General features: G+C 68.4%; 16 protein-coding genes. 8 read left to right on the top strand and 8 right to left on the bottom strand.

Annotated elements, in window-relative coordinates; translation table 11 throughout:
- Positions 1-166 precede the first annotated feature (166 nt).
- Positions 167-865: a DUF3025 domain-containing protein gene (locus HHL15_RS21045; RefSeq protein WP_328825071.1), complete on the top strand. Its 699-nt coding sequence runs from the start codon at positions 167-169 to the stop codon at positions 863-865.
- On the opposite strand, the gene HHL15_RS21040 is transcribed toward HHL15_RS21045, so the two are convergent.
- Positions 862-4,752, bottom strand: coding sequence for an EAL domain-containing protein (locus tag HHL15_RS21040; protein WP_169147781.1), 3,891 nt, complete (start codon positions 4,750-4,752; stop codon positions 862-864). The two genes, HHL15_RS21045 and HHL15_RS21040, sit on opposite strands and share 4 nt — an antisense overlap.
- Positions 4,753-5,008: 256 nt before the next feature.
- On the opposite strand from HHL15_RS21040, the gene gpmI reads away from it, so the two are divergent.
- Entirely contained in the window at positions 5,009-6,649 is a 1,641-nt protein-coding gene (gene gpmI / locus HHL15_RS21035) for a 2,3-bisphosphoglycerate-independent phosphoglycerate mutase (protein WP_169147780.1), read from the top strand.
- A 94-nt stretch (positions 6,650-6,743) separates the two neighbouring features.
- Positions 6,744-8,798, top strand: coding sequence for a hypothetical protein (locus HHL15_RS21030; RefSeq protein ID WP_169147779.1), 2,055 nt, complete (start codon positions 6,744-6,746; stop codon positions 8,796-8,798).
- Between the two features lie 78 nt (positions 8,799-8,876).
- Here the strand turns inward: HHL15_RS21030 and HHL15_RS21025 are convergent, their stop codons facing one another.
- From HHL15_RS21025 to HHL15_RS21005, 5 genes are all read right to left on the bottom strand, one after another.
- Positions 8,877-9,653, bottom strand: a complete 777-nt coding sequence (locus HHL15_RS21025; RefSeq protein WP_169147778.1) for an enoyl-CoA hydratase — start codon at positions 9,651-9,653, stop codon at positions 8,877-8,879.
- 24 nt (positions 9,654-9,677) lie between these two features.
- Positions 9,678-10,823, bottom strand: coding sequence for a CaiB/BaiF CoA transferase family protein (locus tag HHL15_RS21020; protein ID WP_169147777.1), 1,146 nt, complete (start codon positions 10,821-10,823; stop codon positions 9,678-9,680).
- A gap of 172 nt (positions 10,824-10,995) precedes the next feature.
- Positions 10,996-12,132, bottom strand: a complete 1,137-nt coding sequence (locus HHL15_RS21015; RefSeq protein WP_169147776.1) for an acyl-CoA dehydrogenase — start codon at positions 12,130-12,132, stop codon at positions 10,996-10,998.
- A gap of 11 nt (positions 12,133-12,143) precedes the next feature.
- On the bottom strand, positions 12,144-13,331 hold the full coding sequence (locus HHL15_RS21010; RefSeq protein ID WP_169147775.1) for an acetyl-CoA C-acetyltransferase: 1,188 nt from the start codon (positions 13,329-13,331) through the stop codon (positions 12,144-12,146).
- A 118-nt stretch (positions 13,332-13,449) separates the two neighbouring features.
- Positions 13,450-14,214, bottom strand: coding sequence for an SDR family NAD(P)-dependent oxidoreductase (locus HHL15_RS21005; RefSeq protein ID WP_169147774.1), 765 nt, complete (start codon positions 14,212-14,214; stop codon positions 13,450-13,452).
- Positions 14,215-14,406: 192 nt separating this feature from the next.
- Between HHL15_RS21005 and HHL15_RS21000 the strand changes: the two genes are divergently transcribed.
- Together HHL15_RS21000 and HHL15_RS20995 are read left to right on the top strand one after the other, a co-directional pair.
- Positions 14,407-15,459, top strand: coding sequence for an AraC family transcriptional regulator (locus HHL15_RS21000; RefSeq protein ID WP_169147773.1), 1,053 nt, complete (start codon positions 14,407-14,409; stop codon positions 15,457-15,459).
- Between the two features lie 11 nt (positions 15,460-15,470).
- A complete protein-coding gene (locus tag HHL15_RS20995; RefSeq protein ID WP_235943560.1) occupies positions 15,471-18,389 on the top strand; it encodes an HD domain-containing phosphohydrolase in 2,919 nt (972 codons plus the stop codon).
- On the opposite strand, the gene HHL15_RS20990 is transcribed toward HHL15_RS20995, so the two are convergent.
- Together HHL15_RS20990 and HHL15_RS20985 are read right to left on the bottom strand one after the other, a co-directional pair.
- Positions 18,367-19,152 (bottom strand): LytR/AlgR family response regulator transcription factor, encoded by a 786-nt coding sequence (locus HHL15_RS20990; protein ID WP_169147772.1) that lies wholly within the window; start codon positions 19,150-19,152, stop codon positions 18,367-18,369. The two genes, HHL15_RS20995 and HHL15_RS20990, sit on opposite strands and share 23 nt — an antisense overlap.
- Positions 19,149-20,240, bottom strand: a complete 1,092-nt coding sequence (locus tag HHL15_RS20985; protein ID WP_206198898.1) for a sensor histidine kinase — start codon at positions 20,238-20,240, stop codon at positions 19,149-19,151. Before HHL15_RS20985 ends, HHL15_RS20990 begins: the two co-directional genes overlap by 4 nt.
- Before the next feature lie 278 nt (positions 20,241-20,518).
- On the opposite strand from HHL15_RS20985, the gene HHL15_RS20980 reads away from it, so the two are divergent.
- The 3 genes from HHL15_RS20980 (at position 20,519) to HHL15_RS20970 (ending at position 23,062) form a co-directional block, all read left to right on the top strand.
- Entirely contained in the window at positions 20,519-20,869 is a 351-nt protein-coding gene (locus tag HHL15_RS20980) for a hypothetical protein (protein ID WP_206198897.1), read from the top strand.
- Positions 20,870-20,988: 119 nt separating this feature from the next.
- Positions 20,989-22,224 (top strand): hypothetical protein, encoded by a 1,236-nt coding sequence (locus HHL15_RS20975; RefSeq protein WP_169147771.1) that lies wholly within the window; start codon positions 20,989-20,991, stop codon positions 22,222-22,224.
- A 73-nt stretch (positions 22,225-22,297) separates the two neighbouring features.
- The gene (locus tag HHL15_RS20970; protein ID WP_169147770.1) at positions 22,298-23,062 is read left to right on the top strand and encodes a hypothetical protein; all 765 of its coding nucleotides are present in this window, start codon (positions 22,298-22,300) and stop codon (positions 23,060-23,062) included.
- Positions 23,063-23,559: the final 497 nt, after the last annotated feature.

Raw genomic sequence — 23,559 nt, 5'->3', positions numbered from 1 at the left:
CCGCCCCAGGTTTCCGTGCCCCCCTCGGGGGGCGGGCGGGGCGCAGCCCGGCCCTGGGGGGGCTCATTGGGCGGCGCACCCCCTCTTCGAGCCCATAGCCGGTCTGCTGGCCCGCTTCCCCGACGGTCTGCCTGATGCCGCGCGGCTCACCGCCACGCTGCGCGAGGTGGCGCCCGATGCCGTCTGCGGGGCGGGGCTGCCGCTCCGCTTCGTCCTGCCGCCTGCCGTCGCGCCGGCCTATGAGGCGCACATCCATGCCACCGGCGAGGTGCCCACCCGCGCCGATGACTGGCACGACTTCTTCAACGCGCTGGCCTGGTGCGTCTGGCCGCAGGCCAAGGCCGCCTGCAATGCCCGTCACCTGGAGGTCCTGCGCCAGCGCGAAGCGGCCGGCCTGGGCGGGCGTGGCCCGCAGCGCGATGTGCTGACCCAGTTCGACGAATGCGGGGTGCTGGTGGTCAGCTGCGACCCGCAGATTCCCGCCCTGCTGGCGGCCCACGAGTGGCTGGAGGTGTTCTGGACGCGCCGCGCCCGGCTGGTGGCGACGACCCGCTTCCTGGTCTTCGGCCACGCCAGCTGGGATCAGCTGCGCGCGCCCTTCATCGGCCTGTGCGCCAAGGCCTTGTACCGGGTGGTACCGCCAGGGTGGTTCGAGCAGCCGGCTGCGCAGTGCCAGGCCGAGGCGGATGCCTGGCTGGCCGGGCGCCTGGCCGACGCGCAGTGCCCGCTGGGGCGGGAGCACCTGTCTCCGCTGCCGCTGCTGGGCATTCCCGGCGTCACGCCGGAGAGCGAGGCGGCGGACTACTACACCGATACCCGCCAGTTCCGGCCCCTGCGGCGCAAGGCTGCCCCGGCGCCGTCCTAGCCGGTCGTCGTGGCGCCGCCTGGCGGCAGCCCGCGTCCCGTACGCAGCATCTCACCGAAGACCTCCGCCGGCACCGGCCTGGAGAAGTAATAGCCCTGGATCTCGTCGCAGCCCTGTTGCCGCAGGTAGGCCAGCTGCGCTTCGGTCTCGACCCCCTCGGCGACGACCCGCAGACCCAGCCGGTGGGCCAGGTCGATGATGGTGACGGCGATCAGCGCCGACTGGCGCTCGGTGGCGAGGGTCCGCACGAAGGACTGGTCGATCTTTATGGTGTCGATGGGAAAGCGGCTGAGGTAGCCGAAGCTGGAGTAGCCGGTGCCGAAGTCGTCGAGGGACAGCTTGATGGCCAGCTGCTTGAGCTCGCGCAGGATCCCGATGGTCCGCTCGGGTTCTTCCATCAGCAGGCTCTCGGTCAACTCAAGTTCGATGCAGTGGGGCGGAACCTGGTGGCGGGTCAGGGCCTCGGCGATGGTGCCCTGCAGGTGGGCGGCCTGGAACTGGCGCGCCGAGACATTCAGGGCGATCCGGCTGTCGGGCAGGCCGGCGCCACGCCACGCGGCGATCTGGCGGGAGGCCTCCTCGATCACCCAGGCGCCGATGTGCACGATCAGGCCGCTGGATTCGGCGAGGGGAATGAAGCGGGCCGGGGATTCCAGCCTGCCATCGCGGCGCTGCCAGCGGATCAGGGCCTCGGCGCCGCAGATCCGTCCGCTGGCCAGGTCCACCTTGGGCTGGTAGTACAGGATGAACTCCTGGCGTTCGAGGGCCTTGCGCAGGGCCGCCCCCATCTCCAGGCGGGCCAGGGCATCGGCGTTCATGCTCGCCGTGTAGAAGCAGAAGCGGTTGCGCCCCTGGGCCTTGGCCTGGTGGAGGGCCGCGTCGGCGTCGCGCAGGAGCTCGTGGGCGGAATGGCCGTCGTCCGGGTAAAGGCTGATGCCGATGCTGGCGCTCAGGTAGAGCTCGGTGCCGTCGGGCAGGCTGGCAGGGGCGGCGATCGACCCGAGGACGGCCTGGGCCGCTTCGATGGCGGTCTCCGGGTGGCGTACCGACTCCAGGATGAACAGGAACTCGTCGCCGCCGAGGCGTCCCAGGCTGTCTTCCTGGCGCGCCCGTTGCCTCAGCCGGCGGGCCACCTCCACCAGCAGCAGGTCGCCGGCCTGGTGGCCGAGGCTGTCGTTGATGGTCTGGAAGTGGTCCAGGTTGATGAACAGCAGGGCCACCCGCTGGCCGGCCCGCCGGGCCCGGTCCAGGGCATGTTCGAGGCGGGACTGGAGCAGCAACCGGTTGGGCAACTCGGTGAGCGGGTCGTAGTGGGCCAGGCGGGCCACCTGCTCCTCGCTGCTGCGCATCTGGCTGATGTCGGTGAGCAGGCCGACGTAGTGGGTGGGAAGCCCGTCGCGGGCGGGCACCGGGTGCCCTTGCTCGCGGACCCAGCGGGTGCTCCCGTCCTGGCGCAGGATGCGGTACTCGAGTTCGAAATCCCGCCCGGCCCGGATGGCGCCGCGCTTCTCTCCATCCACGCGGCGGCGGTCGGCCGGGGCCAGAGCCTCCAGGTAGGCCTGGGGGTTGGTGTAGAGCGACTCCAGCGGGCTCTGCCACAGCGTTTCATAGGCGGGGCTCACGTAGGCCACCCGCGCCGCGCTGACATCGACCAGCCAGATGACCTCCGGGATGGTCGCGGCAATCAGCCGGAAGCGCTCCTCGCTGTCGCGCAGGGCGTGCTCGGCCTCCTTGCGCTGGCGGATGTCCTCCACCACCGAGATGAAGTAGTCGGGCGTGCCGTCGTCGTCGCGGATCAGGGCCACGGTGAGATGGATCCAGATCTCCTTGCCCGTCTTGCCGAGATAGCGCTTGTCGAGGGCGTAGCTGTCGATCTCCCCTGCGAGCAGGCGGCGGACCTGCCCGACGTCGGAGTCCAGGTCGTCGGGGTGGGTGATGTCCTGGAAGGTGAGGCTCAGCAGTTCATCATGGCCATAGCCGACAATCTCGCAAAGTTTCTGGTTGACCCGCAGCCAGTGGCCGTCCGGGGCTACGTGGGCGAGGCCGACGGCGGCCTGCTCGAAGGTGGCCCGAAAACGCTCTTCGAGGCTGCGCAGGCGCCGCCGGGTGCGCGAGCGCTCCTGCAGCAGCCCGGCGATGCGGGCCAGCAGATCGTCGATGGAGAAGGGCTTCTGGATGTAGTCCTGCACCCGGTGCTGGAGCAGGGCGGTGCGCAGGGCGTCGTCGGCCTTTGCGGTCAGCATCACGATCGGCATGTCGTCCAGGTCGTGGTACTGGCGCAGGGCCTCCACCATCCGGTCGCCGCTGAGGAGCGGCATCATCACATCGGAGAGCAGCAGCGCCGGCCGCAGTTCGAGCGCCCGCCGCAGGCCGGTCTGGCCGTCGAAGGCGGTGGCCACCCGGTAGGCCGGGGCCAGGGCGTTGGCGATGAAGGCACTCATGTCCGGGTTGTCTTCGACGACGAGGATCAGCGGGGCATGCTCACCGGGCCCGGCAAGCGGAGCGGGGTCGACCGGGGCGTTGTCGGTCACGCTGGCCTCGGCGGGCAGGGGCAGGCCGGTGCGGTTGTCGGCCGGGTGCAGGATGCCGCCCGGCGGCGCCTGGGTGGGCAGCCTGATGTTGAAGCGGGCCCCGCCCAGGGGGGAGGCGCCGACCGAGACCTGGCCATGGTGCAGGCGGACGAATTCGCGGACGATGGCCAGGCCCAGACCGGTGCCGCTGGTGGTCCGTCCGCTGGCGTCCTCCACCTGGCGGAAGCGCTCGAACACGGCTTCGCGCAGGTGCTCCGGGATGCCCGGCCCGCTGTCCTCCACCTCGATCTGCAGGTCGCTGCCGTCCAGGGCCAGGCGGATGCCGATGGTGCCGCCGTCGGGCACGAACTTGAAGGCATTGGCCACCAGGTTGAGCAGGACACGCTCGCATTTCTCGGCATCGGCCTGGATCTCCAGCCGGTCCGGTGCGGCCACGAGGTAGGTGATCCGGCGGTCGTGGGCGACCGTGTCGAAATTCGACGCGAGCACCCGCAGGCGCCAGGCCAGATCGAATTCCGTGTAGCGCAGGATCAGGCGGCCGGCGTCGAGGCGGGCGAGGTCGAGCAGGTTGTCCACCTGCCGGTGCAGCAGGCGGGCGTTGCGCTGCATGACCTGCAGGGCCCGTCGCTCGTCCGCATCGATCCGTGGTGAGGCGAGCAGCCGGTCGAGGGGGCCCAGGATGAGGGTCAGCGGTGTGCGCAGCTCATGGCTGACATTGCCGAAGAAGCGGGTCTTGAGCTCGTCCAGCTCCCGGGCCTTGCGGTACAGGCTGTCGAGCTCTTCGTTGGCCCGCTTGAGCTGGGCGCTGGCGTCGGCCACCTGCTGGGCCCGCGCAAAGACCTCCGTCTCCATGCGCAGGGCCTTCTCGCGCAGGGCTTCGGTGAGCCGGCCTTCCTCGATGCCCTGTTGCTTGAGGCGGACGAAGTCGGTGACGTCCTCCACCCGGTGGATGATGTAGCAAAGCTGCCCGTCCGGGGCCAGGACGGGGGTGTTGAGCGGGCTCCAGTAGCGGCTTTCAAAACCGCCGCCTTCTTCGGCGGGGAGCCGGATGTCGTACTTCTGGACCGGCATCGCGTCCGGCTGGCCGGTCTGCAGTACACGGTTCAGGGAGGCGCGAAGGTTGCGCACGCCTTCGTTGCCGGGGTCGTCGGGGTTGTCCGGGAAGACCTCGAAAAGAGGCTTGCCGACGATCCCGGCGCGGGACGTCCGGGTGGCCCGGGCATAGGCATCGTTCACCGCGACGATGGTCAGCGCGGGGTTCAGGACCAGGTACAGGCCGGGGGCTGATTCGAACAGCAACTGGTAGGCTGGGCCTGGGGGGACGCGCGGCGAAGCGGCGTCATCGGCCATCGTCATCACAACTCCTGGCGTGGCGGGCTATGTCATTAGCCTAGCGGGCGGTGCTTTCAATGTTCAGTGACAAAATGCCGTTTATGCGTTTCGCATTGCCCGATATGGGCGGATTGCTGCCTGTTTTCGGCCGTCCTGAGGGTCGGAGGTGCTCCTCCTGCTCCTCAATCCCGTGATGAACCCCCCGATTTGAAGGAAAATACGGGCTCAGCCGGTTGTTGCCTGCCGCGCCGGCCCCGAATTCATTCTTCAGGAAGTGACCATGCTGCAGAAATTCTCCGCCTTCGCCGGCGTTCCGGGCCCTGTCGTCGTCATCGTGATGGACGGCTACGGGGTGCCCAAGACCGACGTGGGCAGCGCCATTGCCGCGGCGCGCAAGCCGACCCTCGACCGACTCTTCGCCGAATGCCCCAGCATCACCCTGCGCGCCCATGGCACCGCGGTGGGCATGCCGTCCGACGAGGACATGGGCAATTCCGAAGTGGGGCACAACGCCATTGGCGCCGGCCAGGTGTATGCCCAGGGGGCCGCCCTGGTGGCCAACGCCATCGCCGACGGGGCCATCTGGCAGGGCCAGGCGTGGCGCGAGATCGTGGCTGGCGCCAAGGCGGGTCGTGGGGTCGTCCACTTCATCGGGCTGTTCTCCGACGGCAACGTGCACAGCCATATCGACCACCTCAAGGCGATGGTCGTGCAGGCCAGGGCTGAAGGCGTGCCCACCGTGCGCATCCATGCCCTGCTCGACGGCCGTGATGTGCCGGAGACCAGCGCGCTGGAGTACGTGGTGCCCTTCGAGGCCTTCCTGGCCGAGGTCAGCAGCGGCGGCTTCGATGCCCGCATCGCCTCCGGGGGAGGCCGCCAGTACATCACCATGGACCGTTATGACGCCAACTGGCCGATGGTGGAAAAGGGTTGGCGCACCCATGTGCTGGGCGAAGGCCCGCAGTTCGGCAACGCCACCGAGGCGGTCAATGGGCTGCGCGAGCGCAACCCGGGCACCATCGACCAGGATTTGCCGGAGTTCGTCATTGCCGAAGGTGGCAAGCCCATCGGCACCATCGAGGATGGCGACGCGGTGGTGTTCTTCAACTTCCGCGGCGACCGGGCCATCGAGATCACCCGGGCCTTCGTCGAGGCCGACTTCGACAAGTTCGACAGGGTCCGCCACCCGCAGGTTACCTACGCCGGCATGCTCCAGTACGACGGCGACCTGCAGTTGCCCAAGCGCTTCCTGGTGGCCCCGCCGGCCATCAAGGACACCTCCGGCGAGTGGTTCAGCCGCCAGGGGCTGGCCCAGTTCGCCTGCTCCGAGACCCAGAAGTTCGGCCATGTCACCTATTTCTGGAACGGCAACCGCTCCGGCAAGTTCGAGGGCGAGACCTGGCAGGAGGTGCCGAGCGACGTGGTGCCCTTCGAACAGCGTCCCTGGATGAAGGCCGCCGAGATCGCCGATGCCATGATCGCCGCCCTGAAGTCGGGCCAGTACAAGCTGTTGCGCTGCAATTTCGCCAACGGCGACATGGTCGGCCACACCGGCAACTTCCGCGCCGCGACCATGGCCGTGGAAGCGGTGGACCTGGCCCTGGCCCGCCTGCTGCCGGCCATCGAGGCCGCCGGCGGGGTGGCGCTGATCACCGCCGACCACGGCAACGCGGACGAGATGTTCGAACTGGACAAGAAGACCAAACAACCGGCCACCAACAAGGACGGCTCCTTCAAGGCCAAGACGGCCCACACCCTCAACCCGGTGCCGCTGATCCTCTTCGACAAGGTCTCGGGGGGCCGGCTGGGGCTCAAGGCTGATTCGGTGGCAGGTCTGTCGTCCATCGCCGCCACCACGGCCAACCTGCTCGGCTACGCCAAGCACCCCGCCTGGGATGACAGCGTTCTCGACGTGAAGTGAGGCCCTGTCCGGTTGGCGCCCCCGCCGGCCGGACGCTCAGGTCCTGACCGGGGCGGGCCGGGCGATCGGCCCGGCATGCCGGATGCCCCCGGACATGACCGCAACTGCGGACAACCCGACCATGCCCATCCTTTCCTCCCTGCGCCGTTCCCTCGAGCTCGACATCACCCCCGACCAGGACGGGGTGTCGCAGGCCAGGCGCATCAACCAGCGGCGGATCCGGGTCTTCGCCACGGTCTTCCTGCTGGTGCTGCTGCCGGGGCTGCTGTGGAACTTCCTGAGGCCGGCCGAGTACCGGGCGACGACCCGCGTGCAGATCTCCCCGGGGAGCACCGAGCTCCGTCCGGCGACGCCCGCGGTCCAGGTCCAGGCGGAGCGGCCGCGGACAGCCTCGGAGCTGCTGACCCAGGTGCAGGTGCTGACCAGCCGCCCGTTGCTCGAGAAGGTGGCCGCTGCCCTGGGCACTGCCGGCATGCCCTTGCCCGGCGCCGATGCGGCGGCGCGCCTGCGCGAGATGATCAGTGCGGAGGCGGTGGAGGGCACCGAGGTCGTCGAGCTGCAGGCCACCGGCACGCAGCCGGAGCAACTGGCGGCGGCGCTCAACAAGCTGGTGGACATCTACCGGGAAGACATGAAGGCCTCCTACGGGGCGGTGGCCGGTGAAAGCCTGGCCCAGGCCCGCCAGGAGGCCGAACGTCTGGCGGCCACCGTGCAGGCGCGCCGTCAGCGTGTCGAGGCCTTCCGCAATGCTTCCGGTGGCCTCTCGCCGGAGCGTGACGAGAACGAGGCGGTGGCCCGCGTCAAGGGGCTCACCGCGTCCCTCAATGCCGCGACCGAGAAGGCCGCGGTGGCGGAGGCCCGCCTCAAGGCCCTGAAGGCCGGCGGCAAGGGGGCTACCGGCGCAGAGGATCCGACCCTGGCCAACATGGAGGCCCGGGCGTCCCAGCTGGCCGAGGAGATCCGGCAGATGGAGCGGACTTACACGCCGGAGTTCATGCGCATGGATCCGCGTGCCAAGCAGCTGCAGACCCGCTTTGCCGAGATGGAGCGGCAGATCGAGGCCCAGCGCGTCACCAGCCGTGAGAACACCCTGCAGGCCGCCCAGGACGATTACGCCGGCGCCCGCGCCACCGTCGACCGTCTGCAGGCCGAGATCCGCAGCCAGCGGGGTGCCGTGCAGGACTTCTCGCAGCGCTTCACCCAGGCCAAGACGTTGGAGGACGACCTCGCGCAGATTGAGCGCGCCAGCCGCGAGGCCCAGGAGCGCCTGGCTCGCCTGGAGGCCAGCGAGAAGAGCCGCCTGCCGGCCCTCAGCCTGGTGGAGGCGGCCGGCGTACCGCTCAAGCCTTTCCGTCCGGACTACATGCTGGACGGGTTGATCGTGCTCGGCGTGGCCTTCAGCCTTGGTCTGCTGGCGATCTGGTTCGTCGAACTGTTCAACCGCCCGCCCCAGGCCGCGGCCCAGGCCAGCACCACCGTGATCATGCCCCAGCCCTGGGGCGGGCCTGCGGCGGCACCCGGCATGGCCGGCCTGGCGGCGCCGGGGCAGGATGCGCCGGTGCTGGCCGGCGCAGCGCCCGGCCTGCTCGCCGCCCACGCCAGGCCACCCCGGGAGCTGTCCCAGGAAGAGGTGGTGGACCTGCTGGCCGCGTCGTCAGGCGAAGGCCGCTTCGTGCTTGGCCTGCTGCTGATGGGGCTGACCGCCGAGGAGGCGGTGGCGCTCAGCCAGGGCGATTTTAGTGGTGCGGATGGCTGGCTGCGGGTGGGCGGCGCGGCGCAGCGACGGCTGGAAACCCCGGCCTGGATGGCGGGCTGCCGTCCTTCGGCGATCGGTGGCAGTGACGCGCCCCTGCTGCAGGACGCCGCCGGAGCCCGCCTGCAGCCTGCGGATATCCAGTCGATGCTGGCCTGCGCCGCCTTTGACGCCGGGTTGAGCAGCGCCGGCAGCATCGACGCGGAAGTGTTGCGCCACACCTGCATCGCCTGGCTGGTGCGCCAGGGGCTGCGCTTCGCCGAGTTGGGCGGCCTGGTGGGGCGCCCCAGTCCGGAGGCGCTGGCGATCTATGCCAGCCTGGCGCCGGAAGGGGCCAAGCTGCCCGCCACCGAGATCGACCCCCTGATGCCGGCCTTGCGGGCGATGGGGGCCTGAGTCGGGGCGGCCCCGGCGAGTCGCACATGAAGAAAGGGGCCGAGGCCCCTTTCTTCATTGATGCGTAGCGGCTGATGCTTAGCGGTTTTTGAACTCCGCCTTGCGCTTTTCGACGAAGGCGGCCATGCCTTCCTTCTGGTCTTCGAGGGCGAAGGCCGAGTGGAAGGTACGGCGCTCGAACAGCAGGCCTTCGTTGAGGCTGCTCTCGTAGGCGCGGTTCACCGATTCCTTGATCATCATGACCACCGGCAGGGAGAAGCCGGCGATGGTGTCGGCGGCCTTCAGGGTCTCTTCCAGCAGTTGCTCGGCCGGGATCACGCGGGCCACCAGGCCGGACTTCTCGGCTTCGGTGGCGTCCATCATGCGGGCCGTGAGGCACAGGTCCATGGCCTTGGCCTTGCCCACGGCGCGGGGCAGGCGCTGGGTGCCGCCGGCGCCCGGCAGGATGCCCAGCTTCACTTCCGGCTGGCCGAATTTGGCGCTGTCGGCGGCGTAGATCATGTCGCAGCTCATCGCCAGTTCGCAGCCGCCACCCAGGGCGAAGCCCGCCACTGCGGCGATAACCGGCTTGCGACAGGTCTTGATGCGTTCCCAGTTGCGGGTGATGTAGTCGCCCTTGTAGGCGTCCATGTAGCTGAAGTTGGCCATCATGGTGATGTCGGCGCCGGCGGCGAAGGCCTTCTCGGAGCCGGTGATGACGATGCAGCCGATGTTCTCGTCGGCTTCAAAGCCGTTGAGGGCCAGGCCCAGCTCGTCCACCAGCGCGTCGTTGAGGGCGTTGAGGGCTTTCGGACGGTTGAGGGTGATGAGGCCGACCTTGCCGCGGGTTTCGACGATGATGTTCTGGTAGTCCAATTCGTTCTCCTGTTGCAATTGTTATTAGATTGCGCCCGCCTGGCGCAGGTCGGCGATCGCTTCCGGGGTGAATCCCCAGTCGGTGAGCACGTCTTCGCCGGTACTGCCGACGACGGGCGGGTGGGGGTGTGCGGGCACGCTGCGACTGAAACGGGGCGCCGGGGCTGGCTGAATGACGCCGTCAAGTTCGATGAAAGTGCCGCGCGCCCGATTGTGCGGGTGTTCGGGCGCTTCGTCCATACTCAAAACGGGCGCCACGCAGGCGTCGCTGCCTTCGAGCAGCTCGCACCACTCGGCCCGCGTGCGGGTCTCCAGGTGCGTGGCCAGGCGGGTCTTCAGCTCCGGCCAGCGGGTGCGATCCCACTGCAGCTTGAAGTCCGGGTCGGTGATGCCGGTCTTCTCGAGGAACAGGGCGTAGAACTGGGGTTCGATAGGGCCGATGGAAATGTACTTGCCGTCGGCGCAGCGGTAGGTGTCATAGAAGGGGGCGCCGCCGTCGAGCAGGTTGCTGCCCCGTTCGGAAGACCACTGGCCCATCGCCTTGAGGGTGTACATCATGGTCATCAGCAGGGCCGATCCATCGGTCATGGCGGCGTCCACCACCTGGCCCTGGCCGGACGTCCGCGCCTCGGTGAGGGCGGCCAGTACGCCCACCACCAGCAGCATGGCCCCGCCGCCGCAGTCGGCTACCAGGTTCAGGGGCACCACCGGCTTGCCACCTGGCTCGCCGATGGCATGCAGGGCACCGGACAGGGACAGGTAGTTGATGTCGTGCCCGGCGCTGTGAGCCAGCGGGCCGCTCTGCCCCCAGCCGGTCATGCGGCCGTAGACCAGCTTCGGATTGGCGGCGAGGCTTTCGTCAGGCCCCACGCCAAGCCGCTCCATCACGCCGGGGCGATAGCCTTCGACCAGGATGTCGGCCTTTGCGACCAGCGCGCGGGCGGCAGCCAGGCCTTCGGGTTTCTTCAGGTCCAGGGTGACCACCCGACGGCTGCGGTTGAGGATGTCGATCTTCGGATCGAAAAGGTCCGACGCCGGTTTGGCGCCAGGGGCCGGCTTGCGTTCGATGCGCACCACCTCCGCCCCCAGGTCGGCCAGGATCATGGCCGCCATCGGGCAGGGGCCGAGGGCGGCGAATTCGATGACTTTCACTCCATGCAGGGGGCCCACGGTGTCTCCTTTCACGCCTGTTGTTTTCGGTCCCGCAAATGCACCAAGAAGCTGTAAAGGGGACAGCGGGCGTAGCGAGCGGGCCGAGGTCGCGATGAGGAGCACAGCCGTACTTGAGTACGGCGAGCACCGCAATTGCGAGATCGGCCCGCGCAGTAGCCCGATGTACCCTTTACTCGGCGGCGATGCTGCGGCCGATCACCAGGCGCTGGATGTCGTTGGCGCCTTCGTAGATCTGGCAGATGCGCACGTCGCGGTAGATGCGTTCGACCGGGAAGTCGCTGGTGTAGCCCACACCGCCATGGATCTGGATGGCGTCGGAGGCGATCTTCTCGGCAGCTTCGGAGGCGAACATCTTGGCCATCGAGGCTTCCTTCAGGCAGGGCTTGCCGGCGTCCTTGAGCTGGGCGGCGCGCCATACCATCAGGCGGGCGGCGTCGAGCAGGGTGTTCATGTCGGCCAGTTTGAAGTTGACCGCCTGGTGCTCGATGATGGGCACGCCGAAGGTCACCCGTTCCTTGGCGTAGCGCACGGCAGCCTCGAAGGCGGCGCGGGCCATGCCGATGCTCTGGGCGGCGATGCCGATGCGGCCGGCCTCCAGATTGGACAGGGCGATCTTGTAGCCTTCGCCTTCCTTGCCGAGCAGGGCCGAGGCGGGCACGCGACAGTTCTCGAGGATGATCTGCACGGTGTCGGAGGCGTGCTGGCCCATCTTCTCTTCGGTGCGACCGACGATGAAGCCCGACGTGGCGGTGGGCACCAGGAAGCAGGAGATGCCCTTCTTGCCGGCAGCCTTGTCGGTCACGGCGAAGACGATGGCCATGTGGGCATGCTTGCCGGTGGTGATGAACTGCTTCACGCCGTTGAGCACGAAGTGGTCGCCGTCCCGGTCGGCGCGGGTGGTGATGGCGCCGGCATCGGAGCCGGTGTGGGGCTCGGTGAGGCAGAAGCAGCCGAGCTTCTCGCCGCGGGCCAGGGGCTTCAGCCATTCTTCCTTCTGCTGGTCGGTGCCGTACTTCATGGTGATGCCGCAGGCCAGCGAGTTCTGCACCGAGACGATGGTGGAGGTGGCGCCGTCACCGGCGGCGATCTCTTCGAGGGTCAGCACCAGGCTCATGTAGTCCATGCCGGCACCGTCCCACTCCTCGGGCACGCACATGCCCATGGCGCCCAGTTCGCCGAGCTCCTTGAGGGCCTGGGCGGGGAAGGTGTGGTTCTTGTCCCATTCCGCGGCGAAGGGGGCCAGGCGCTCCTGCGCAAAGGCGCGCATGGAGTCGCGGATCATTTCCTGTTCTTGGGTGAGGATCATGGTGCGTCTCCTTAGAGCATTTCGACGGCCAGGGCCGTGGCTTCGCCGCCGCCGATGCACAGGCTGGCGACCCCGCGCTTGCCGCCGGTCTTCCGGAGGGCGCCGAGCAGGGTGACGATGATGCGGGCCCCGGAGGCGCCGATGGGGTGGCCCAGGGCGCAGGCACCGCCGTGGATGTTGACCTTGGCGTGGTCCAGCTTGAGGTCGTGGATGGCGGCCATGGTGACCACGGCGAAGGCTTCGTTGATCTCCCACAGGTCCACGTCGGCGGTGGTCCAGCCGGTCTTGGCCAGCAGCTTCTGCATGGCACCGACCGGGGCGGTGGCGAACAGGTTGGGCTGGTGGGCGTGGGTGCTGTGGCCGACGATCCTGGCGATCGGCTTGAGGCCCTTGGCGGCGGCGGTGGAGGCGCGCATCAGCACCAGGGCGGCGGCGCCGTCGGAGATGGAGCTGGAGTTGGCCGGGGTCACGGTGCCGTCCTTGCGGAAGGCAGGCTTGAGGCTGGGGATCTTCTCGAGGTTGGCCTTGGGGGGCTGCTCGTCGCTGGTGATGGTCACGTCGCCCTTGCGGCCGGCCACCGTGACGGGGGTGATCTCCCACTCGAAGGAGCCGTCCTTGATCGCCGCCTGGGCGCGGGTCAGGGAGGCGATCGCGTAGGCGTCCTGCTGTTCGCGGGTGAAGCCGTAGCTGCCAGCGCAGTCTTCGGCGAAGGTGCCCATCAGGCGGCCCTTCTCGTAGGCGTCCTCGAGGCCGTCGAGGAACATGTGGTCGAGGACCTGGCCGTGGCCGAGGCGGTAGCCGCCACGGGCCTTGGGCAGCAGGTAGGGGGCGTTGGACATGGATTCCATGCCGCCGGCGATCATCACGTCGTTGGTGCCGGCCAGCAGCAGGTCATTGGCCAGCATGGTGGCCTTCATGCCGGAACCGCACATCTTGTTGACGGTGGTACAGCCAGCGGACAGGGGCAGGCCGCCACCCAGGGCAGCCTGACGGGCCGGGGCCTGGCCTTGGCCGGCGGGCAGCACGCAGCCGAAGATGACTTCCTCGACCACCTCGGCCGGGATGCCGGCGCGCTCGACGGCGGCCTTGATGGCGACACCGCCCAGCTGGGCCGCGGTGAGGCCGTTGAAGTCGCCCTGGAAACCACCCATCGGGGTGCGGGCGGCGGAGACGATGACGATCGGATCGTTGGAGCTCATGGTGTGCCTTTCGAGAATTCTGTGAGGGTGAGGGGGCTTGCAAGTCATGCGCCGGGCCGTCCCGGGAATGACCTGCCCCCTTGAGGCCGCCCGCGTACTCGTGGGCGGGGGGCTCGGTTTACTTTGCGGCCATGCGGATGGCACCGTCGAGGCGGATGACCTCGCCGTTCAGGTAGGCGTTACCGAAGATGTGCTCGACCAGCGCGGCGAACTCGGCCGGCTTGCCCATGCGGGCGGGGAAGGGCACGGTCTTGCCGAGGGCTTCCTGCACCTCGGCGGGCATGCCCAGCAGCATCGGGGTTTCCATGATGCCCGGGGCGATGGTCATCACGCGGATGCCGGAGCGGCTCAATTCACGGGCGATGGGCAGGGTCATGGCGACCACGCCGCCCTTGGAGGCGGCATAGCCGGCCTGGCCGAGCTGGCCGTCGAAGGCGGCCACCGAGGCGGTGCTGACGATCACGCCGCGCTCGCCACCGGCGTTCGGCTCGTTCTGGCTCATGATGGCTGCGGCCAGGCGGATCATGTTGAAGCTGCCGACCAGGTTGATGTTGATGGTGCGGGCGAAGGACTCCAGCTTGTGCGGGCCTTCCCGGCCGACCACCTTTTCGGCCGGCGCCACGCCGGCACAGTTCACCAGGCCGCGCAGGGTGCCCAGCGCGGTGGCGGCGGCGAAGGCGGCCTGGGCGCTTTCCTCGTTGGTCACGTCGGTGGCGACGAAGCGGGCATTGGCGCCCAGCTCGGCGGCCAGGGCCTCGCCGGCCTCCTTGTTCACGTCGGCGAGGACGACCTTGCCGCCCTTTTCGACGATCAGGCGCGCGGTGGCCGCGCCCAGGCCGGAACCGCCGCCGGTGACCACGAAGACGTTGTTCTGGATCTCCATCTTTCTCTCCTCTTTCTTGTTGGAAGACGCACCCCGGATGGGCGCGAAGCGTGGCGTAGTCTAGGCATAAGCGGGGGCGGGCTCCATGCCAAAATCGCTCAAACTGGATGGTAGAATTTGCCACTTGCACGGGGCCTCCCACGGGCTCCCGCGTCCCGCAGCCAAAGGCTCTGCCCAGTGCGCTCCCCGCCCATGTCCAGTCCCGGTCCGTCCCCCTTGTCAGCCGCCGAGCGCGGGGCCGACAAGGGCACCATCTCGATCAGCTTCGTCGAAGAGGCGCTGGTGGCGCTGCGGGCCCGGGGCATCGATGCCGATGCCCTGCTGGAACATGCCGGCATTTCCCCCGAGCTGCTCAATGCGCCCCAGGCGCGGGTCGCCTCATCCCACTATGCGGCCTTGTGGCATTCGATCGCCCAGGCCATGGACGACGAGTTCTTCGGCATGGACAGCCACCGCATGCGGGCCGGCAGCTTCACCCTGCTGTGCCACAGCGTGATCCACTGCGACTCCCTGGAGCGCGCCCTGCGCCGGGCCCTGCGCTTCCTGCGCCTGGTGCTGGATGACTTCGAGGGTGTGCTGCTGCGGGAGGGCGATTCCGCCCGGGTGGTGCTGGTGGAGCGCTGTGTCGAGCCGCGGCGGGCCTTTGCCTACGGCACCTTCCTGATCATCCTGCACGGCCTGGCCTGCTGGCTGGTGGGGCGCCGGATTCCCCTCGACCATGCCGCCTTCCGGTGCCTGGAGCCCAGCTACAGCGGGGAGTGGCGGGTGCTCTTCTCGCCCGACCTGCGCTTCGGCCAGGCCGAGACCGAGATCGTCTTTCCGGCCGACTACCTGGGCCTGCCCAACGTGCAGAACGAGCGCACCATGAAGGTCTTCCTGCGCAGCGCGCCGGCCAACTTCCTGGTCAAGTACCGCAACAGCGACGGCCTGGTGGCGCGCATCCGCCGCCTGTTGCGGGACATCCCGCCCGATGCCTGGCCGGATTTCGAGACCCTGGCCCAGCAGATGCATTTCTCCCCGTCCACCCTGCGCCGCCACCTGCTCGAAGAGGGCCCGTCCTATCAGGCCATCAAGGACGACCTGCGCCGCGACCTGGCCATCAGCCAGCTCTGCCATTCCGACAAATCGGTGCTCGACATCGCCCTCGACCTGGGCTTCGCCGAGGCCAGCGCCTTTCACCGGGCGTTCAAGAAATGGACGGGGGCGCGCCCCGGCGAATACCGCCGCGCCCTGGCCGGGCAGTAGGGCGCGCGGGCATGGCGTCGATGCACACCCCGCCGGCCCGCCAGCGCTTCCGCTTTCCGCTGCACGTCCATATCTCCACCTTGTTCTTCCTGCTCGTGCTGGTGGCCGGCGGCAGCATCGCCTGGGCCTCCTATGCGCGCAGCGCGCGCATGCTCGAGGGCGTGGCGGGCGACATGCTGCAGCGCATCTCCCGCCAGACCGCGGCCGAGACCGGTACCCTGCTCGAACCCGTGGATGCCTCCCTGCGCCAGCTCGTGCTGCACCCCCTGGCCCGCGCCGGCACCCTGGCCGAGCGGCTCGCCGCGCTGCCGGCCCTGCGCGAGGCCTTGCTCGCTTCGCCTTCGCTGGCGGCGGTGTATGCGGGCTATGGCGACGGCGAGTTCTTCCTGCTGCTGCGCCTCGCCGACGCCGCCGACCGGCGCCTGATGAACGCACCGGAGGGGGCCGCCTATCTGATCCAGAGCATCGACGACGGGCAGGGCCGCTATGTCTTCCTCGACCGGAGCCTCGGCGTGCTGCGGGACGACCCGCGCCCCGACTACCCGTCCAGCTACGACCCGCGCCGGCGTATCTGGTACACCCTGGCGCGGGGCACCGACCTGCTGGTGCAGACCGAGCCCTACCTGTTCGCCTCCACCCGCAAACCCGGCGTCACCCTGGCCCGGCGCAGCGTGGAGGGTGTGGTGATGGGCGCTGACATCCGTCTCGAGACCCTGGATGGCAGCCTGCGCCGCCAGCGCATGACGCCGGCCTCGCAGCTGGTCATCTTCGAGCCCGATACCCAGGTGGTGGCCTTCAGTGAAGGCGACTGGCTGGCCGCGGCCGGGCAGGGCGGCGGGAGGCCGCGCCTGGCCGATCTGCAGGGCGGCGTAATGGCGGCGTTGGCCGCCCGCCTGCCCCGCGGAGGGGACGTGCTGCCCCTGGTCGACTTCCAGGCCGGTGGGCGGGACTGGCACGGGGCGGTGGCCCGCCTCGTACTGCCAGGTGGGCGCAAGGCCTTCCTCGGGGTGGCCATCCCCGATGACGAGCTGCTCACCGAAGCCCGTGGCATCCGGGATCAGTCGCTGCTGGTGACCCTGCTGGTGATGCTGCTGGCTCTGCCTTTCACCTACTTCGCGGCACGGCTCGTGTCGCGGCCGATCCGCAGCCTGGCCGAAGAGACCGCGGCGATCCGCCGCTTCGACTTTGCCGATCCCGTCGCCACCCGCTCGGTGGTGCGCGAGGTGGACGACCTGGCCGCCGACCTGGCCTCGATGAAAGGGGCGATCCGGCGCTTTCTCGACATCGCCTCGGTCACCGCCGGCGAGGCCGACTTCGACCGCCTGCTGGCCCGCCTGGTGGACGAAACCGTGGCGGTGGTCGGTGCGCGGGCCGGGGTGCTCTACCTGGTCCGGGATGGCGCCGAGCAGCTCGATCCGGTGACCCTGCGCGATGCCGCCGCCGACAGCCTGCCCCTCGAGCGGGCGCCGGACGGTGAAGGCATGGCCGGCCTGGTGCCGGCCGGGGCGAGCTCGGGCGTCGGGCTGCTGGCCGCCGACAGCCCCGGCCTGCCGGGCTGCGGCCGTCTCTTCGAGCGGCTCGGCGTCGGCACCATGGCCTACCTGGCGGTGCCCCTGCTGGACCGTCAGCACGCGCGCCTGGGCCTGATGGTGCTGTGGTTCGACGAGGCCCCGCACAGCGACCTGGTGCATTTCGTCGAGGCCCTGTCCGGCTCGGCCGCCATGTCGGTCGAGACGCGGGGGCTGATCCAGGCCCAGAAGCAGTTGTTCGAAGCCTTCATCCAGCTCATCGCCGGCGCCATCGACGCCAAGAGCCCCTACACCGGCGGCCATTGCGCCCGTGTGCCGGTGCTCACCAAGATGCTCGCCCAGGCCGCCTGCGACGCTGGCGACGGGCCCTTCCGGGACTTCCGGCTCAGCGCCGAGGATTGGGAGGCGGTGCATATCGCCGCCTGGCTGCACGACTGCGGCAAGGTCACCACGCCGGAGTTCGTGGTGGACAAGGCCACCAAGCTCGAGACCATCCACGACCGCATCCACGAGATCCGGATGCGCTTCGAGGTGCTCAAGCGGGATGCCGAGATCGCCAGCCTCAAGGCCCTTGCCGCCGGTGAGGAGCCCACGGCTGCGCGGCAGGCGCTGGAGGCCGAGTGGGCCCGTCTCGACGCAGACTTCGCCTTCGTGGCGGCCTGCAACCTGGGCGGCGAAGCCATCGACCCGGCAGCCGTGACACGCCTGCAGGCGATCGCCCGGCGCACCTGGCTGCGCACCCTCGACGACCGCCTAGGCATCGCCCCGGAAGAAGCCCGCCGCAAGGGGCCGGCCGCGCCTCTGCCGGTGCTTGAGGCGCTGCTGGCCGACCGGCCGGAGCACCTCATCCCGCGCGGGGAGAAGGACCGGGTGCCGGCCGACAACCCCTGGGGCTTCCGCATGGCCGTGCCGGAGCTGCTCTACAACCGGGGCGAGCTGGCCAACCTGTCGGTGGGGCGCGGCACGCTCACCGAGGAGGACCGCTACAAGATCAACGAGCACATCGTGCAGACGATCCGCATGCTGTCGGAGCTGCCCTTCCCGCGCCACCTCAAGGCGGTGCCCGAGATCGCCGGCGGCCACCACGAGAAGATGGACGGCAGCGGTTACCCCCGCGGCCTGACACGCGAGGAGATGAGCCCGGTGGCGCGCATGATGGCCATCGCCGACATCTTCGAGGCCCTCACCGCCGTCGACCGCCCCTACAAGCGCGGCAAACGCCTGTCGGAGGCGATGAGCCTGATGGCGCGCATGCGCGACCACAAGCACATCGATCCGGAGCTGTTCGAGCTGTTCGTGAAGTCGCAGGTCTATCGCGATTACGCCAGCCGCTTCATGGCCCCGGAATATGTGGACGAGGTGGACGAAGCGGCCTTGCTCAGACCGCCGGCTTGTGGTTGAACTGGCTGCGCACCCAGGCGGTATAGGTGCGCCCCACCCGGATCTCGGCGCCGTCGCGGAGGGTGACGAGCAGCGCGGCGAAGGGCGCCGGCCGGATGCGCAGCACGGCATCGCGGCGGACGATGTGGCCGCGGTGGATGCGCATGAACGCCTCCGGGTCCAGGCGTTGCTCCAGGGCGCTCAGGCTGTCCTGGTACAGATATTGGGCACCCGCGGCATGGATGCGCACGTAATCGCCTTCGGCCTGGAAGCGCACGATGTTCTCCTGCGCGACGCGCACGTGTTCGTCGCGGACCTTCACCCAGAAATCCCGTGCATTGCGGCTCCGTTCGCCGAGGGCCCGTTTGAGTGCGGCGATGGTCTCCTGCAGTTCGGTGATCCGGTCCGCCGTGAGGCGGGATTCCACGGCAGTCCGTGCCCGCTCCATGGCGCTGCGGAAGCGTCCCGTGTCGACCGGTTTGGTCAGGTAGTCGAGCGCATTGGCTTCGAAGGCACGCAAAGCGTGATGATCGAAGGCGGTCACGAAGATCACCACGGGGGGCGCCCGTCCCAGCCGTTCCAGCACATCGAAGCCGCTTCCCCCTGGCATCTGGATGTCCAGCAGCAGGATGTCCGGCTGCATCCCGGCGAGCTTGCGGCCGGTTTCATCCACGTCGGCAGCTTCGTGGATCTGTCCGATCCAGTCCAGCTTGCCCAGTAGACGTACCAGCCTGCGCCGGGCCAGGGGCTCGTCGTCGGCGATCAGGACACTCAGCCCGTTCATGAGGGCCTCCACGGCAGGTCGAGGGCGACACGGTAGCGCCCGGGGGCGACGGCCCCGGATGTCAGGCGGCCGTCCCCCTGGAATCTCAGCTGCAGGCGTTCCGCAACATTGCGCAGGCCGATGCCCATGCCGCTGGGAGGGCGTTGCCCGCCACCTTCAGGTGGCATGTCGTTCTCCACGGTGATGTGCAGGCGCTCGCCGTCGCGGCGGGCCTCGAGTGTGATGTCCACCGGCCCGCTGGTGGCGCCCACTCCATGCTTGATGGCGTTCTCGATCAGCGGCTGGAGGATCAGGCTGGGGACCAGGGCGCCGCGCACCGCCGGCGGTACGTCGATGCGGAAGCTCATGCGGTCGGAGAAGCGTTCGCGTTCGATCTCGAGGTATTCCTCCTGCAGGGCCAGCTCGCTGGCCAGGGGAAGATCGTGCATCGGGTCCAGGGACAGCGTGGTGCGCATGAAGCTCGACAGGGACAGCACCATGCGCTCGGCCCGCGTGGCCGCACCTTCCTCGATCAGGGCGGCGATCGAGTTGAGGGTGTTGAACAGGAAGTGCGGATTGACCTGGTAGCGCAGCGCCCGCATCTGCGTCGTCAAGGCTTCCTCGCGGATCGCCGCCAGCCGGCGCTCCCGCTCACGCACCTCGAAGTGGTAAAGCAGGGCGACGAACAGGCACGACCAGCCGAACAGCATCGAGGCCCCCTCGATCAGCGTGTAGCCCGAATACACCGGGTCGAAGCTCACCGGCTTGGGGTACTGGCAGAGCATGTAGTTGAAGAAGTCGATGGCCGTGAACACCGGGGCCGTGACCGCCGTCAGCAGGAAGCACAGCAAGGCCTTGCGGGTGAAGGACAGGCGTCGCAGGCGGAACAGCAGCAGCGACATGCCGTAGGTCATCAACGCCGCCGCGCCGAACAACACGAACTTCAGCGCTGCGGATTCGATCGGGTCGATGTTGATGAAATAGCCCAGCACGCTGTCCGCGCAGAACATCGCCGCCCAATAGACCAGGCTCAGGCGCAGGGTGGCGCGGACGATGCCGCCCGGATAGGCCGCGTCGGCCATCGCGTTCGATCTGGGGAGGACAGACATGCGCACATTATCCCTCTGCCACCGCCCCGATGCCGTGCAGTTCAACCCCCGATAGCAGCCATTCACAGAAGTCCCTTCTGTCTGGCGGTGGCGAAAGACCATTGGCCTAAAAGCGCGTGGCGGGCCTGCCACCGGACATTAGACTGATTTCGACCCATGCCGGAGACGCCCGTGGCGGCGGCTTTCCGGAGTGCTTTCCCGGCGGGATCAAAAGCTGTCCGGATCGCAGCCTTGAAGGCTGGGTTTTCCTGAAGTTCCGTTTTTTCGAGGTGGCTCAGATGCAGGTGAAGTCTTATTTCTTTGGGGTGATGGCCTGTGCCGGCCTCGTCGGCTGTGCATCGGTCGCGGTGACCGACGACGCCATCACGCAGCGTACGGCGTTCGCACTGGGTGTCGACCGCAAGGACCTCACCATCTCCAACCGGGTCGACGACGGTACGACCAGCCGCTACCAGGTCAAGACCCGGGCAGGGCGGCAGTACAACTGCTTCGTGGGGGGCTCGATCTCGGTGTTGGGACGCACGGTGTCCGAGGCCATCTGTACGGAAGTGGGCCGTGACGGCGCGACCAGGCCGGCGGTGGCGCCGGCCAACTGCAATGCGCTGCTCAAGTCGGCGGGCAAGTGCTGAGGCCGGGCACTTCCGGCCGCCGATTCCCGTTCGAGGCGTTCCGGGCGCTCCGCCCGAGCCTGCATCGATCACCCCATCCGGACCCCATGCCCTGGCAGGTGCCGTCTCAAGGAGGTTTCATGTCGAGTCAACAACAACGATGGTTCCACCGGGCGCTGGCCGGCTTCGTGCCACTCCTGCTGGCGGCCTGTGGTGGTGGCGGTGATGGCGCTGGCAACGGGGGCGGGGCCACTCCCGGCGCCACCTACACCGTCGGCGGGCAGGTCACCGGTCTGGCCGCGGGCAAGGTGGTGGTACTGCAGAACCGTGGTGGCGACGATCTCAGCGTCGGCACCAATGGTGGCTTCACCTTTGCCACGCGGCTGGTGGCCGACGCGGCATACACCGTCACGATCCGGACCCAGCCCGCCGGACAGCGCTGCGCGCTTGCCCGCGCCTCGGGCACGGTGACGGCCAATGTCTCCAACATCAGTGTCACCTGCCAGGATGCGTCGGCCGCGCTCATCAAACCCGTCTACCTGGCGGATACCTACCGGGCAGACCGCAGCGGTCTGCTGACGCAGGCCAACGTGCAGGGCGCCAATGGCTACGCCTACCTGTTCGGCCTGGCGGCCACGCCCACGGAGTACATCAACCTCTACGTGAAAGACCTTGCGACGGCCTACACCTGTGAGGTGCTGGATCTGCCCGCGAGTGCTGCGGCCCTGCAGGCCCAGTTGAACGCCCAGGGCGCGCGAGGCTATGCGCACGGCAGCTTCATGACCGACGGTGTCACCAACAGCGTCTTCTACGTGAAGGACGCCCAGGGGCTGGCCCCGTTCAGCTACGAGTTGCTGCCCAGCCAGAACAGCAGCAGTGCCTTCCTGGCCCAGGCCAATGCGCAGGGGGCGAGGGGATTCCACTTCGTGGGGAATTTCATCATCGGCGGAACGACCGTGGCGATCTACGGCAGGGACAGCAGCAATGCGCGCTACGCCTATGTGCAGCAGCCGACGAGCAGCGAGGCTGCGCCGGAGACCTTCCTGGCCCAGGCCAACGCGCAAGGGCAGCAGGGCTATCGCTTCGCCGGTGAATATGTCTTCCCGGGCAATCCCGGTGGCGACACATTCAAGAATATCTACGTCAAGGACACCACGCAGGCGGCCACCTTCGACTACAAGGCGCTGACCCCCCCTGCGGGCGCCAGCGCATTGGTGAGCCAGGCCAATGCAGAAGGTCAGTCCGGCTACTTCTACGCCGGCCCGATGATGTTCTTTCCGAACGGCAACTCACTGCCTGGTGTCGCCCGCAACCTGTATGGCAAGCCCACCCAGTGCAGCGGCAGCGTGATGTGCCGCATCCGCAGCCCACTCTGATCCAGGCTGCCTTTCCGACAATCGAGGCCGCCTTCCCCGGAAAGGCGGAACGAACCTGAACATGGGAGTTTTCATGAAAGCCACTCTCCGCATCGCCGCATTGACCCTCATGCTCGCCGCCAGCCCCCATGCCTCGGCAGCGGGGAGCTTCCTCTTCGCCGGGACCGGCTCCAGTGGCATCAGCCAGGATCTCGTGCTCGGGCTGAGCAATGGCAGCACCGTCACCTTGACGACGGGGCAGGGCCTCTTCACGGCGGGCACGCTCAACCAGGGATGGTGGGGGTTCGACAACGCGAACTTCGACGCGAACGACAGCATCTACGTCGGCGCCCTGCAGCCCGACCCCCTCGACCCCATTTGGCTGCACCGCAACTTCTTCACCTTCTCGCTGGCCAACATCACGCCGGGCAGCATCATCAGTGCCGCGCTGCGCATCAACGACGTAGGCATCGGCTCCAGCACCTTTCCCATGACCTATTCCTTGTTCGATGTCACGACCGATGCGCGGACACTCAATGCCAACTCCGGCACCAGCTCATCGATCTACGACGACCTCGGCAGCGGCAGGCGCTACGCCGAACAGGTGGTGACCGGCCAATTGTCCGGCGGCTACGAAATCGGCCTGAACGGTGATGCCCTTGCCGACCTGAACGCTGCGGCCGGTCGTTTCTTCTCGATAGGGGGCACGCTCGACATGCCGGTCTCGGTGGTGTCCGAACCTCCGCTGCTGGCCCTCCTCGGCGCAGGCCTCGCCGCCGCTGGCCTTGGGCGACGACGCAGGGTTTCCCGGGCCGATCTCCGATCTGCACCGCCAGAACTGAGTCACGCCCCCGCTTAAGTCACTTCAGGCCGTGCGGAAGTGAGTTAAGCGGCCACGGATGTCAGTCAAGCGAGTGCGGAAGTGAGTTAAGCGAGCGCGGAAGTGAGTTAAGCCGCCGCTTAACTGACATCAGCCCCCGCTTGATTGACATCCGCGGGTGCGGAACTCAGTTCCCGCCCCGCGGATTTGAGATCTCGCGCTGCGGATTTGAGATATCGCCCCGCGGATTTGACATCTCGCGCTGCGGATTTGACATCCGGGGTCACGGAATTGAATTCCGGCATGGCGGAACTCAATTCCGCCGGGACGTGAGCCCGATCCGCGCGCCCGGCAGTGACATCCGCCATCCCTTGAGCGGGGTGTGCACAGGCGCACCTCAAAAAGCAGAACCCCCGCGGGCCTGAGCCGGCGGGGGTTCTTCTGTATCGAGCAGGGAAGGGACGAAAGGGCGAAGGACGAAGATCCCCCCAGGCTCACACCTTGCGGTAGATCTCCGCGCCGCTCTTCACGAACTC

This window comes from Zoogloea dura (genome assembly GCF_012927165.1).
In the GTDB taxonomy this organism is placed as follows: domain Bacteria; phylum Pseudomonadota; class Gammaproteobacteria; order Burkholderiales; family Rhodocyclaceae; genus Zoogloea; species Zoogloea dura.
This window is presented reverse-complemented; position numbering and strand designations above follow the sequence as displayed.